Here is a 13,453-nt window from a genome sequence, read left to right on the forward strand (position 1 = left end):
TGTACGACAATGGTTTCTCCAATTTTTTTACTCTATTTTTTGATTCTTTTAGTGATTGGTGTACCGGTGCTATTCACTTTGGGGTTATCCCCAGTGATTACACTATTCCAGAATGATCAGATGCTGTTTGCAAATATGCTTTATCAGCGTTTGTATTCTGGGCTCGATAGCTTTCTGCTGCTTGCACTTCCGTTTTTTATGTTGGCAGGAGAGTGTATGACCGCAGGGGGGATTACCCCGCGGATTATTGCTTTTGCGCAGACCATGGTACAACACCTGCGCGGGGGGCTTGGTCATGTTGTTATCCTTGCTGCGACCATCTTTGGTGCGCTGACCGGTTCTGCCGTTGCGGCAACCTCTGCAATTGGCGGTATGTTGATCCCGGAAATGAAAAAGTACAAGTACGACACGGGTTATTCTGCTGCTTTGACTGCTGCCGCTACTGTTCTGGGGAATATTATTCCGCCTTCCGGGATCATGCTGCTTTATGCATTTGTGATGAATACCTCGGTTGCGGCAATGTTTTTGGCTGGGGTGACCCCGGGGCTTATTTTCTGTATCGGTCTGATGATCATGAACCGTATTCAAATCAGAAAATACCCGGATGTTAAGCCGATGGAGCGAGCCCCCGCAATGGAACGCAAACAAGCATTCCGGCTCGCGATTGTTCCGTTATTAACACCTGTCATTATTTTGGGTGGTATTTACGGGGGGATCTTTACCCCGACAGAAGCTGCTGCGGTTGCGGTTGCTTATGCCATTGCTGTCTCTCTGTTTATTATTAAAGTCACCAATGTGAAAGCAACTTACGCCTTGTTTGCCAAGGTCGCGGTCAATGCTGCATCGATTTTAATTATTGTGGCTGCGGCCAGCGGTTTTGCATCATTGATCAGTCTGTCGGGTGTGTCGAATATGGTGGCCGACTTTATGAATGGCATTACCGAAGACCCATATTTGTTGTTTGCAATTATTAACGTGCTGCTGTTCATCATCGGGATGTTCCTTGATGCCGGACCTGCGATCCTCATTTTTGCACCGATTTTTGCGCCCATCATGATTAATGCCGGTATCGATCCTGTTCATTTCGGGGTGGTGATGTGTGCCAACCTGTCCATCGGTCTGGCAACCCCTCCGATGGGGCTCGTTCTGTTTGTCGCATCCGGGGTGTCGAAGGTCTCGGTCTCTGAAATCTCCAGAAAGATTATCCCGTTCCTTTTCGTGGAAGTGGTGCTGATTTTTGTCATCTCTTGCTTCCCTCAATTGGTGATTGGTCTGCCGAAACTGGTCGGCATTATGTAGCGGGATACGCAACTGAGGTACAGGCTTATTTCCAGCAGGAGACAAGAAATGATTAATGATAAAGGTAATTTGCAGGCAAAAGCGCAGAAGATTCTGACTGCATTGGGTGGGATCGCCAATATTGAGGCAAAAAATATTGATAACTGTGCGACCCGTTTACGGATTCAGGTCAAAGATATGGGAGCCGTAGATGAAAAGCTGCTCCGCCGACAAGGGGCATTAGGGTTTATCCACTTGCCGGACAATCAAATTCAGGTGGTGTTTTTTGATGTGCATACATTAGCGGATGAATTGAGAAAACAGATCGCTGAACGCGGGTAAAACGTCACGAAACAGGTTTGCGATATAAATTATTTAACTGAAAGGTAATGTTGACATGAAATGGATTAATACGCGGTCTCATCATTCGTGGCTGGAGACTGAGACCGATCGGATTTTCGAATTTGGTCGTCATGCGATTGTGCCAAATGGTTTCGGCTGGATTGGCAATAACGGGAAAGTGCGTGAAGAGATGGGGACATGTCTTTGGATCACCGCACGGATGTTGCATTGTTATGCGCTGGCTGCCCATATGGGGCGTCCGGGAGCTTACGAGTTGGTTGAGCACGGTATCAAAGCACTTGAAGGCCCGCTGAAAGATCCGCAATACGGTGGTTGGTATGCAACGATTGCCAATCAAGGCCAAGATATTCTTGATGCTTCGAAACAAGGCTACCAACATGCGTTTGTATTGCTTGGGGCGGCGAGTGCTGTCACCACAGGGCACCCGCGCGCTCAAGCACTGCTAGATGAAGCGATTGCGGTGTACGAAAAGCATTTTTGGGTCGAAGCAAAACAGATGTGCTATGAGTCTTGGGATCAAGCATTTACCGAGACGGAAGATTACCGCGGTGGCAACATGGCGATGCATTCAGTGGAAGCATTTTTGATTGTTTACGATGTCACCCAAGATCGTAAATGGTTGGAACGTGCGCTGAATATCACTGAGTTTATGATTCACAAAACCGCGAAAGGGTTGAATTATCGGGTCAATGAGCATTTTGATGCCAACTGGAATCCGTTGCCGGATTACAACAAAGAAACACCCGCCAGTCATTTCCGAGCCTATGGCGGGACTCCGGGCCACTGGATCGAATGGGGACGTCTGATTTGTCACCTGCGTGCCACTCTCCTGAAGATTGGCGCTGATTGCCCTAATTGGTTATTAGAAGATGCGATTGGCTTGTTTGATGCGACCGTCCGTGATGCGTGGGCAGCCGATGGCGCTCCCGGATTTGTTTATTCGGTTGATTGGGAAGGAAAACCTGTTGTGCGCGAACGAATCCGCTGGGCACCGGTGGAAGCGATCGGAACCGCTTATGCACTGTACACCGTGACGGGGGATAATAAGTATGAAACATGGTATCGCACTTGGTGGGATTATTGCCGTACATATTTTATCGATTATGAAGGGTGTTCATGGTGGCAGGAACTGGATGCCAATAACCACGCAGGTGGCAGTAAAGTGTGGGATGGTAAACAAGATATCTATCACTTAATGCATTGTTTGGTGATTCCGCGTCTGCCTTTAACACCGGGGCTTGCTCCTGCATTGGCTCAGGGACTGCTGGATTCAAATTTAAAATAATGAGTCGCTCAGGCAACCTTGTGCTGAGAAATTGACACCGGGTTGCCGATGGGGAAATAAATCTGTCGGCAGTTTGTTCAAGATGCATATAGTGAATCATCTGAAATACTAAACTTTATTAATTGTTGTTCGAATTATGTTGAAGGAATCATTATTTCATTATACGACGTACATCGGAGGTATTATATTTATATAAAATGACTCACTGAAATAATCAGTTACTGAATTTAGACAATATAAAATTAATAGCTATTTGTTTCCTTACTTGTATTAATTAAGGCTGAGTAGTTATGTCCTAAATTTCTAATAATATGATAAACCCTACACTTAGGATGAATTCAATGAAAAAGATAATTCCTGTAAATATCGCACATGTAATGTGTGCGGGCTTAGTCGTCATGTCGGTCAATACCAACGCAGAAGATTTAAGCCAGAAAAATGCAGCGGCTATTGCAAAAATGCAAGAACAGCTTGATACACAGAAAGAAGAAGCGGTGCAATGGAATGGTTATTTCCGTGCCGGTTTTACTTCTAATGACAATGGTTCAGGATCCGGCAATACAACCATAAAGGCACCCAATGCCGGGGGATTTTATCGGCTGGGTGGTGGCGAGAGTAACTATGCTGCAACGGCTTTTAGCCGGAAATTTAATACCAGCAGTGGGGCTTGGGCAAAAGCATACTTCGGCTTGGTATACGAAGACCGGGATGCCAGACGCTGGGTTTTTGATACACAAGATAAAACTATTTTTATGGACAAAGCCTATGTCGAAATGGGTAATCTATCGTTCGCTCCAGACGCCACATTTTGGGCTGGTCGTGTCAACTGGTCTGATGATATTCATATTCTTGACCGCAAATATTATGAGATTCGTTCACCCGGTATTGGTGTAAAAGGTCTCGATCTCGGTGATGGGAAAATGGATCTATTTGTGACCTCACATGATAGCGACAGCGATAAAACCTATACCGATGAAAATGGTACAACTGTAACTTACGATGACGGAGCCAGACCCAGAACGCATACCTTAGGGGTTGAATATCGTACAGGGCAGTGGTGGTTTACCGGTAGTTTACAGACGAACAGTGACGACAGTCGCTATTCGGTGACTAAAACAATTAATGGTGTCACTGGTTCTTATACGGGTAAAGCCGCGACTGCTGGTGCACATGTTATGGCCCGTTACACACAACCATCTTATTTTGGTTTGACCGACGGACGGGTAAAATACGTTGCACAATATGCGACAGGGACTTCGGCTGCCTTCTTAGGGCGTCATGGCGATACGAACCAGTCGAATGATGACGGGCAAAATTACCGTGTATTTGTTGACGGCTTAGCCACATTTGAGCAGTGGGAGATTAATACCATCGCTTTATACCAACATAAGGAAGATGTCGATTTCGACGGCAGCGAAAATACATGGTGGACGCTTGGTGCACGTAGTGCCTATTACCTTAACGACAATGTTGCATTACAGTTTGAAGCGGGTTACAACGGCAGCAGTTACTCAAGTGCAATGGTCAAAGAAGAAGGCGGCTTAGCAACCTTTACATTTGCACCCACTCTTAAGCTGAAAAAGGCCTTCTTTAGCCGACCTGAAATTCGTTTTTATGCAACGTATGCAAAATTTACGGGTGACTATAATGCTTCTAGCCTAGATGGCTATAACAAAAACGATGATGATACATTTACTTTTGGTGCTCAGGCTGAGATATGGTTCTAGCCAGATGAATATCAAGGTATAAGTATTTATTCATTGTTAATAAGAGATATTTTAAGCGTTTAATTGATCTCTCTGACCAAAGTAAGGAGGTACTCTCCTTACTTTATTGATGCATTGTTGATTCATGTTTAATTTTATTTTTCATTATTTATGTAGTCATGGAATATATTCGTGGTGATGAATATATAATGATGATTACTAATGTCGTAAAATTTATTTATTCAATATTCGTCTCCGGTCTGATTCTTTAATGACTTTAATCTGGGAGGGCAATTGATTCCCGAAAAATTAACTGTATCTGTGTTGTAATCATTGAGGCAGCCCAATGAAATTAGATAATGATCAAATACAAGATAAGCTAATCCATGCAAAAGCAAATTATTGGATTTTGACTTTGATTTGTGGGGGCATTCTTTCGTTGTTCGTCAATAAAGTTAGTCAACTAGAATTCGATGGTGTAGCGGTATGTTATGCACTTCTGTTTGTCGGGGTGAGCACGGCCTGCATAAAATTGTCAGCCTATATAAAAAATTTGAAGCAGCTAATGCTGAAATAGGGTGCCACCGGTTTACTCAATTGCACCCTATCATCGTAGTGAAAATGTATCGGAATTAAATTCGCTCTAGTAGTACACCTGCTTCATCGGCGTTACTGAATGAAGATGAGGCAAAAGCCGATATTTTTATATTTTTTATTACATTGAATGGTCTCATAATCCGAGAATGCGACGTAGACTAGCGAATCGAGATTGTCAGTTTACATCTTTACAAAACCATCCGTGAAAACGGGTTAGAATCCGTGAGGAAATCGTCATTTATCTACCTATCTCCGTTGCCATTATGGAGAAATATATTATCCGTGTGCGGTTTCCTGAAAGTGCGCACTTTTACCCATAGTCACCGGCTCTTATATCATCATTTGATGGAGTGATTTTCATGCAGTAATGGTCTGAGCCTCATTCTATCCACTGGACATAAAAGACATAGCGTGGTGGGTTACTTAAATCTGTTCCACCACTAAACCACCACCTGTCCCATCACGTTCGAAGCCTTGTTATATAAGGGATATATCCATAAATGGTGGGATAGAGGATTAGATTGTTAGTAAACGTTGAGAGTCGATAGATTGGCTAATCAGCCACCCGCTTGAAGTGATTTGTTTATGTCCCCAAGTCATTTGGCCATAAGTTTTGATGCATTTCCCTTGTCATTGGTTGATCTATTCTTACTAGTGGTGGACGATGTATTTAGTTTGGTATGGTGTGTCAGATAGAAACTGTCTGTAATTGTCACTTTTCTATACAGCTTTATGAGATAAAACAAATTGATATGAATAGATAATCTGCATTTTCTACCCGAGTTATATGGATAAACTCTGGTTAAAAGGTGCTTTAGGCATACGGAGATTCGGGCTTGGTAAGTAATGTTCCCAATTCGGTAATAGGTGCTGTTTCTTCGGTGATAGCAGCTCACTACTACAGTCATTCGACACTAAATATACTTTTTATGGAGTCAGGAGCGCCTGGTGATGTGCCTGATGGAAATTGCGAGACAAAATGTAGTAGCTGGTTAAAGCGTTGTAATGATGACCCGTCTGTAAATGCTCTAGAAGTATTGGGTGCGGTGTTGCAAAAATACATGGATAAAGAGCCTGATCCATTCGGTTACGGAAACGATGTTTTAATACAGGGTCAAGAACGTATCAAAAATGTTCTTGCAAAAAACCAGCTTGAGTACCGAACAAACGGCTATATCGTGTTGGCTGGCTCAAACCCTACAAGCAAGACACTTGAAGACTACTTAAAATCTGGTGATTTTGCGTCCGTTGAAAAAGAATTTGCACGTGCTCTTGAACATATAAATACTGATCCCCATGCGGCGATTACGGCAGCAAGCTCAATTATTGAGGCAGTTTGCAAAACATATATCGAAACGTGCGGCTTAGCTATGCCTAGCAAGCAAAATATTGTACCCCTTTGGAAATCAGTCCAGCAGCACCTAGGGCTCAATATAGACAGGAATCTAGAAGAAGATCAGAGAAAAATTCTGCAAGGATTATCATCAATTGTCGATGGTGTCGGGGCGTTTCGCACTCACATAGGGTCTGCACACGGCCGAGGAATATCTCCGCCTAAAATTGTGAGCGCAGAAGCTCGATTGGCGGTCAATTCTGCGCACACCTTAGTTGTGTTTATTATGGAGTGCTGGCATGCAAAAAGTGCCTAACAAAGTGCTGCTAGGGACAAACCTACGCTGCGCTCCGGTTTGCCCCAGAGCACGGCGTTAGAAAATAGGAGAAATAAGTGGCTTCTGAGATTAAAAAACTAGAAAGAAGAAACAAAGCTCGAAAGAAACTTAATGAATTAGCTGAAAACGAAGAGCATGTTCTAGTCATCCATTATTCATGTGAAAGTTTTTATGACCGACCTGAGGGGCAAACTCCGCGTGTAACGTCAATTGCAGTTAGAAATTATGCTAGCGGACAGACAGCATCATTTTCAATTCACAAAGTGGCTGAGTTGAAGCATGTTGAGTTTTCTGAAATAGATAAAAATTATGACATGCTCGAAAAAGAAATGCTGCATGAGTTCTACGAGTTTATGAAACAACACAAAGCTTATTTGTGGGTGCATTGGAACATGCGGGATATTAACTATGGTTTCCCTGCTTTGGAGCATCGATTTAAAATTCTAGGTGGTGAGCCTTACATTTTGGATGACTCAAAAAAAGTCGATCTATCAAGGTTACTAGTTGCGCTTTATACCAATGGTTATGCACCACATCCAAGAATTATCAAACTAATGGAAATGAATCATATAACCGCGAAAGACTTACTAAATGGTCAAGGTGAAGCTGATGCATTTGAAAATAAAGAGTTTGTAAAATTACATCAATCGACCTTGCGTAAAGTCGACGTATTTTGCAATTTTCTCGGGCGTACATTAGATGGTAGCTTGCTTACCAAAGCTACGTGGTGGGAAATGAATGGTGGATCTGTCAAAGTCCTTGGTGAGGTGATCTCTAAAAACTGGGTTTTTACTTTGGTTGTGGGTATTGTAGGAATTGCTGCTGGCATTTATACTTTTTTTAACCCGCTACGATTGGTTTGATGCATAGTCCTAAATCACTTTTGTTGAGAATTGTACCAAAGCCATTTGAATCGGCCAGCTTCCCCAGAAGTGAAACCTACATTTTAATCCACCTGATCCACCAAATAGGTCTTCAAGCCTTGATTCATCAGGGATGTGGCGTGGTGGATTACGCAGAAGTTGTTCCACCACTTTTTACTATCCCACCACCGAACTACAGTTTCATTGTAGTGCAGTGGTTATTAATCATGGTCTTAATGCAGGATTACACGCAGCAACGAATCTTCATTCAGCAATTGAAGGTTGCTTACAGTTTGGTGTCGTCAGCGAAGATAGACAGGCTTTTGAGAATTATTACCGTCCCCGTACCCCAAGCCGTACCCGGTGGTGATTTTTGAATGATGAAGATCTCTTAAATCCTTTATTTAATGCGCTCTAGAAGTACACCTGCTTCCATATGGTGGGTGTAGGGGAATTGGTCGAACAGCGCGAAGCGCGTAACGCGGTGTGTTTCACTCAGAACCGTCAGGTTTTCTTTCAGGGTTTCCGGGTTGCAAGAAATATAAAGAATCCGCGGGTATTTCTGCACCATTTTGCAAGTATCGATATCCATGCCGGAACGTGGCGGATCGACAAAAATCGTTTCACATTGGTAGCTGCTGAGATCAACACCGGCATCTTTCAGGCGACGGAACTCACGTTTTCCTTCCATTGCTTGGGTAAATTCTTCTGCGGACATCCGGATGATTTGCACATTATCGATGTGGTTGGCGGCAATGTTATATTGCGCTGAATCGACGGAAGGCTTCGCTAGTTCTGTCGCTAATACGCGATTGAAATTTTGTGCCAGCGCCAGCGAAAAATTCCCATTGCCACAGTAGAGTTCCAACAGATCCCCCCGACTGTCCCGGGTACAGTCAACGGCCCATTCCAGCATTTTCTCGGCAATCCGACCGTTGGGCTGCGTAAAACTGTTTTCAACTTGCTGATATGTATAGGTTTGATTGTGGACTGATAGTTTTTCGAGCACGTAGTCGCGGTCTAAGACCATTTTTATTTTTCGCGCCCGGCCGATTAAGTTCAGATTAAAACCTTGTTGGCGTAGGGTGTCTTTTAAGGTTTGCGCAGCTTGTTGCCACTGTTCATCAATCTGGCGGTGGTAGAGCAGTGAGACCAGAACTTCTCCGCTGAGCGACGATAAGAAATCAACCTGAAACAGTTTGTGACGCAGGATGTCGTTGTCGCGAATCTGTTCGAGTAAAGCGGGCATCAATTGATTGATCAGTTGGCTTGCTGCCGGGAACTGATCAACCCGGTATTTCTGACGGGTTTGCTGATCGAACATGATGTAGTAGAGATCATTGCCTTCATGCCAGACGCGAAACTCAGCACGCATCCGATAATGCTGTTCTGGTGATTCAAAAACGTCGAGTGCCGGCATGTGAAATTCAGAAAACATCTCAGTAAGCCGAGTGACTTTCTCTTGCAATTGATTCTGGTAGCGTTCGGGATTTACATCAAGAGTAGCCATCGTATTACCTTTATCTTTAATAGAGCGAATATTTTACAGAGCGAACAATGCAAGAGCGCAGATTTTATTCAATTCCATCATGATGTCCAGTCTGTTCGTGGATCCACAGCGGATTTTCTTCATGAGTCAGATGAAGATCATCTGGACAAGCTTTATGTAGGTCAATACTATCGTGCCAGTTGGTACCCCCCAAATGACAGCGTCTATTTGTCAAATGGGGTGTTGAAAAGGGAATCTGGTGAAAATCCAGAACTGACGCGCAGCGGTAAATAGAAGACAAGATCTCAAGAGACACTGCATCGGATGTGGGAAGTCGGGATTTTGGCGGTTATCTCAGGGTAATCATATTCTTAAGTCCGAAGACCTGCCAGCAACCGGGAGATAACAGGAGCTCCGGTCAGATTAACGCGAATTCAGGATATAAAAATGAAAAAAACAGTTTTAGCGATCGCAGTGGTATCGCAGCTTTCTTGCGCTTTTTATTCTTATGCAGACAGTTCAAACGCAGACACCAATACAATGGTTGTGACTGCGAATCGGTTTGAGCAAAAAATAAAAGAGACTATTGAACCAGTAGAAGTCATTACTAAACAAGATATTAATGCCATTCAAGCAACATCGTTGGTAGATGTACTAAAACATCTACCAGGTGTCCAGGTTGCAAATCAAGGAGGGCTTGGGCAAAGTGCTGAACTTTATTTACAAGGACGTTCATCTAGTAATACCTTGTTCCTTTTAAACGGTATTAGGATAGGTAGCGCCACCTCTGGATCAACAGATCTATCTGCAATTCCACTGAAAGGTATTGAGAGGATAGAGGTACTTCGAGGCCCTCGAGCTGCCGTTTATGGCTCCGATGCAGTCAGTGGTGTCGTTAATCTTATTACAACTGCATCGCCGAGCAACCGTTCAGGCGTATCAGCATCGATAGGAAGTAATAAATACTTTGATACAAATGCTTATTTTTCTGTGGCGGATGATGTTAGTTGGTTAAACATGTCTGTAACTCATCAACAGAATGATGGTTTTGATGTAAAGGCGAATAGTCCAAATATTCATGATTCAGATAATGATGGGGTTCTCTCACAATATATATTGGCTGATGTGGGGAGAAAAGTATCAGACTCATTAACCCTAAAATTGAATGGGTATTACCAGCGTAAAAACTCAGATTATGATTACGGCCAATCATCGAATGGAGCTGATCAGACAGATAGTGATTTATATAATGTCGGCTTGATTACAGAGTATAAAGTAGATCCTAGCTATCAAAGTCATTTTACGGTAGCAACGAATCAGGATTCGGCTGAATTCCATGGGCAAGGAGCAACACCAAATACGATTAGTACCAATCGAGACTCATTTTCATGGGATAATCGATATAAGTTAAATCAAGTGCTTGTCGTTACTGGTGGTTTTGACTGGTATCGTGATCGTGTTGACAATGGTTCGATTGAGTACCTCAGTGATAAACGAAGAAATACTGCTGGCTATCTTGGCGGATATTTATCTTTAGGAGACTTTTCTGCTGAAGGAAATATTAGACGGGATAAAAATAGTGCTTACGGTTATGTAACGACTCATCAAATTGCCTCGGCATATCGTTTATCGGATGATCTGCGTATTACGATGAGTTATGGAGAGTCCTTTAAAGCGCCAACTTTTAATCAACTTTATTGGCCGACCCAATGTTTTGGATCCGGTGGTTGTTACTCCGGGAATCCATCTCTTGTTCCTGAAAAAACAAAGACGAGTGAATTAGCATTTGAAGGGACTTATTATGGGGCGGAGTTTCGTCTGGCAGCCTATCGAAGCCGCGTGAAAGATATGATCGATAGTTTCTCAAATGAAAATGTGGATAGAGTCGATATACAAGGGATGGAGTTTGTCTCAAAATTTGAAACAGGGAGTTTGTATCACACCGTCGTATACGATTTTCTGGATGCTAAAAATAGTTCAACAGATAAGCAGCTCAGACGTAGAGCAAGACATAGTGTCAAATGGGATACTGAATATCTATATGGAGCATGGCAAGTTAAGTTGAGTTATTTATTTCAAGGGAAAAGATACGAAGATACAAGAAACCAAAAAGTCCTAGGAGGATATGGTTTAGTTGATTTGGCGACTTCTTATACGTTCGATAATGGTGTTAAAGTCGGTGGTAGAGTTGCTAATTTACTTGATAGGGAATATCAGACCGCACTTGGCTACAATACGGCAGATAGAGAGTACTATCTAAACATCTCATATGATTTGTAATGCATCAGAGCCGCCGTTTGGCGGCTCTCCCATTGATTCAATGCTATTGCTAAAAAGCATTGAAAGCGTATGATGCAGTTTATTTTCACCTTTCTGACGTACCATATTTTTATCGTGTCCTCACAAGTTTCTAATATCTTAATTTTTGACTCCGGTGTCGGTGGCCTCTCGGTTTATCGCGAGATTCAGCAGTTGCTCCCTGAGCAAAACTATTTCTATTTGTTCGATAATGAAGGCTATCCATACGGAGAGTTGCCACAGCAAAAATTACTCAACCGAGTTGAAAACTTAGTCTCGTCGCTCGTAACAAAAATGGCGATAGATATTGTGGTGATTGCCTGTAATACTGCCAGTACAATTGTTCTGCCTAGCTTACGTAAGATATTAGATATTCCGGTTGTTGGTGTGGTTCCCGCGATTAAACCTGCCTGTAATTTGGCGCAGCGATGTGTTGGCCTTATTGCAACACCTGCAACCATTCAACGGCCTTACACCCATGAGCTGATTCGGGATTTTTCATCTGACAAAGAGATCTGTCTGCTCGGGTCAACCGCATTAGTCGATATGGCTGAACGCAAGTTACGTGGTGTACCGGTCAATCTATCTGAGTTGGCCAATATTCTTCAACCGATTCAAGGGCGAATTGATGTGGCTGTACTTGGTTGTACACACTTCCCACTATTGAAAGATGAGATTCAGCAGGTATTGGGAGTGCATGTCATGTTGGTAGATTCAGGAAAAGCCATTGCGCGAAGGGTAGCGAGTCTTATTTCTCCGGGAATGTGCAGACATGTATCACAGACGGCCCGGATATTTGCCAGTACCTCACCATATGATGGAGAGGCACTGACTCGGGTATTATCTGATTGGGGATTTAATCATATTGAGAATTTTCCGATTCAGGGTTCTTCGGATCATTCGCAACCCGGACTTTAAGAGTTCGATCCATATAACTGGATTCATTAAGCTTTGAAATTGCTTTTTGTGCGTCAGCCTCTGGCATTACCACAAAGCCAAATCCGCGTCGCTTCCCAGTACGTTTGTCCTTCATTAAACGTACTGCGAAAACTTCACCATAATCTGAAAAGAGGCTCTTTACATTTGATTCATTCGCTTTGTAGGGGAGATTGCCGACATATAATGTTGTTGTCGCCATCTGTGACTGAGGTTGAGAAGACGAAGTTTGTGAAGTGAGAATAAAAACAAGAGTTGCCCCTGCCAATCCAACCAGAAAAGCGACAACCGAGGGAATTGCGAGCTGAGAAAGTGCAATAACACCTAACACAGCAAACGTGGCAAGCCACAAAAGAGATTTAGTTAAATTCATATTGGAATACTACTTATCAATTAATAAGAAAGATGAATACATAATTAAAATAGAACAGATAAATGAATCTTACGTTTATGTATAGGGTTTTTCCAACCCATTGCTGTGATAATCCTCAAAGGTTATAACATTATTTATAACCTTTCTGATTTCTTTTTGAGCAAACAGAAAAAAAAGTAAAGAAATCACTTGCTACAAGTTATTTGTTCCCTATAATGCCGCCTCACCGACAGAGAGTGTCTGAAGACGGCAAACTCAAGGTAAAAGAAAATCCTAAAATTGTTAGCAAATATCTGTTGACTTGATTTTCGAAAAGCGTAAGATACGCACCCCTAGCCGAGGCGAGAAGCCAACAGCTAGACGCTCTTTAACAATATAGACCAATCAATCTGTGTGGGCACTCGTCGATAAATATCCAAAAAGATTTTATCAATGAATCGAGTGACCAAATCAAGTTGGATGCAGGCAACTGTTATTCAATAAGAGCACAGTCAATTCAACATTACTTATGTAATGTCACTTTTTGCTTCTGCTTTTAAGCAGAGACAAAAAGCAGTATTCATTGAGCCGACACTTCGGTGTCACAAAAACTTTA

General features: G+C 42.8%; 12 protein-coding genes and 1 riboswitch. Of the genes, 10 read left to right on the forward strand and 2 right to left on the reverse strand.

Annotated elements, in window-relative coordinates; all coding sequences use genetic code 11:
• Positions 1 to 9: 9 nt before the first annotated feature.
• From VR7878_RS18770 to VR7878_RS18805, 8 genes are all read left to right on the forward strand, one after another.
• The gene (locus tag VR7878_RS18770; protein ID WP_077337539.1) at positions 10 to 1,299 is read left to right on the forward strand and encodes a TRAP transporter large permease; all 1,290 of its coding nucleotides are present in this window, start codon (positions 10 to 12) and stop codon (positions 1,297 to 1,299) included.
• A gap of 48 nt (positions 1,300 to 1,347) precedes the next feature.
• A complete protein-coding gene (locus tag VR7878_RS18775; protein WP_077337540.1) occupies positions 1,348 to 1,620 on the forward strand; it encodes a PTS sugar transporter subunit IIB in 273 nt (90 codons plus the stop codon).
• A 55-nt stretch (positions 1,621 to 1,675) separates the two neighbouring features.
• Positions 1,676 to 2,926, forward strand: coding sequence for an AGE family epimerase/isomerase (locus VR7878_RS18780; RefSeq protein ID WP_077337541.1), 1,251 nt, complete (start codon positions 1,676 to 1,678; stop codon positions 2,924 to 2,926).
• A gap of 341 nt (positions 2,927 to 3,267) precedes the next feature.
• Positions 3,268 to 4,653 (forward strand): carbohydrate porin, encoded by a 1,386-nt coding sequence (locus VR7878_RS18785; protein ID WP_159440503.1) that lies wholly within the window; start codon positions 3,268 to 3,270, stop codon positions 4,651 to 4,653.
• A gap of 325 nt (positions 4,654 to 4,978) precedes the next feature.
• Positions 4,979 to 5,209, forward strand: coding sequence for a hypothetical protein (locus VR7878_RS18790; protein WP_077337543.1), 231 nt, complete (start codon positions 4,979 to 4,981; stop codon positions 5,207 to 5,209).
• A gap of 856 nt (positions 5,210 to 6,065) precedes the next feature.
• On the forward strand, positions 6,066 to 6,878 hold the full coding sequence (locus VR7878_RS18795) for an abortive infection family protein (RefSeq protein WP_139344154.1): 813 nt from the start codon (positions 6,066 to 6,068) through the stop codon (positions 6,876 to 6,878).
• A 77-nt stretch (positions 6,879 to 6,955) separates the two neighbouring features.
• Complete coding sequence (locus VR7878_RS18800; RefSeq protein ID WP_077337544.1) at positions 6,956 to 7,762, forward strand: hypothetical protein; 807 nt, start codon at positions 6,956 to 6,958, stop codon at positions 7,760 to 7,762.
• On the forward strand, positions 7,762 to 8,139 hold the full coding sequence (locus tag VR7878_RS18805) for a hypothetical protein (protein ID WP_077337545.1): 378 nt from the start codon (positions 7,762 to 7,764) through the stop codon (positions 8,137 to 8,139). Before VR7878_RS18800 ends, VR7878_RS18805 begins: the two co-directional genes overlap by 1 nt.
• Before the next feature lie 23 nt (positions 8,140 to 8,162).
• Here VR7878_RS18805 and trmA read toward each other — a convergent pair whose 3' ends face one another.
• Positions 8,163 to 9,272 carry a tRNA (uridine(54)-C5)-methyltransferase TrmA gene (gene trmA, locus VR7878_RS18810; protein WP_077337546.1) on the reverse strand — a complete coding sequence of 370 codons (1,110 nt, stop codon included), beginning with the start codon at positions 9,270 to 9,272 and terminating at the stop codon, positions 8,163 to 8,165.
• A 163-nt stretch (positions 9,273 to 9,435) separates the two neighbouring features.
• Positions 9,436 to 9,658, forward strand: a riboswitch (cobalamin riboswitch).
• Between the two features lie 40 nt (positions 9,659 to 9,698).
• On the opposite strand from trmA, the gene VR7878_RS18815 reads away from it, so the two are divergent.
• Positions 9,699 to 11,531: a TonB-dependent receptor domain-containing protein gene (locus VR7878_RS18815; protein WP_077337547.1), complete on the forward strand. Its 1,833-nt coding sequence runs from the start codon at positions 9,699 to 9,701 to the stop codon at positions 11,529 to 11,531.
• A gap of 72 nt (positions 11,532 to 11,603) precedes the next feature.
• A complete protein-coding gene (murI, locus tag VR7878_RS18820) occupies positions 11,604 to 12,467 on the forward strand; it encodes a glutamate racemase (protein WP_077337551.1) in 864 nt (287 codons plus the stop codon).
• Here the strand turns inward: murI and VR7878_RS18825 are convergent.
• Complete coding sequence (locus tag VR7878_RS18825; protein WP_077337548.1) at positions 12,406 to 12,858, reverse strand: RNA recognition motif domain-containing protein; 453 nt, start codon at positions 12,856 to 12,858, stop codon at positions 12,406 to 12,408. The two genes, murI and VR7878_RS18825, sit on opposite strands and share 62 nt — an antisense overlap.
• Between the last annotated feature and the right edge of the window lie 595 nt (positions 12,859 to 13,453).

It is taken from the genome of Vibrio ruber DSM 16370, assembly GCF_900163965.1.
Classification (GTDB): Bacteria; Pseudomonadota; Gammaproteobacteria; order Enterobacterales; family Vibrionaceae; genus Vibrio; species Vibrio ruber.

Bases quoted from the DNA above. Each gene is read 5' to 3' on its own strand.
- VR7878_RS18770 (WP_077337539.1), top strand. From the start codon at position 10: ATGGTTTCTCCAATTTTTTTACTCTATTTTTTGATTCTTTTAGTGATT.
- VR7878_RS18775 (WP_077337540.1), top strand. From the start codon at position 1,348: ATGATTAATGATAAAGGTAATTTGCAGGCAAAAGCGCAGAAGATTCTG.
- VR7878_RS18780 (WP_077337541.1), top strand. From the start codon at position 1,676: ATGAAATGGATTAATACGCGGTCTCATCATTCGTGGCTGGAGACTGAG.
- VR7878_RS18785 (WP_159440503.1), top strand. From the start codon at position 3,268: ATGAAAAAGATAATTCCTGTAAATATCGCACATGTAATGTGTGCGGGC.
- VR7878_RS18790 (WP_077337543.1), top strand. From the start codon at position 4,979: ATGAAATTAGATAATGATCAAATACAAGATAAGCTAATCCATGCAAAA.
- VR7878_RS18805 (WP_077337545.1), top strand. From the start codon at position 7,762: ATGCATAGTCCTAAATCACTTTTGTTGAGAATTGTACCAAAGCCATTT.
- trmA (WP_077337546.1), bottom strand. From the start codon at position 9,272: ATGGCTACTCTTGATGTAAATCCCGAACGCTACCAGAATCAATTGCAA.
- VR7878_RS18815 (WP_077337547.1), top strand. From the start codon at position 9,699: ATGAAAAAAACAGTTTTAGCGATCGCAGTGGTATCGCAGCTTTCTTGC.
- murI (WP_077337551.1), top strand. From the start codon at position 11,604: ATGCAGTTTATTTTCACCTTTCTGACGTACCATATTTTTATCGTGTCC.
- VR7878_RS18825 (WP_077337548.1), bottom strand. From the start codon at position 12,858: ATGAATTTAACTAAATCTCTTTTGTGGCTTGCCACGTTTGCTGTGTTA.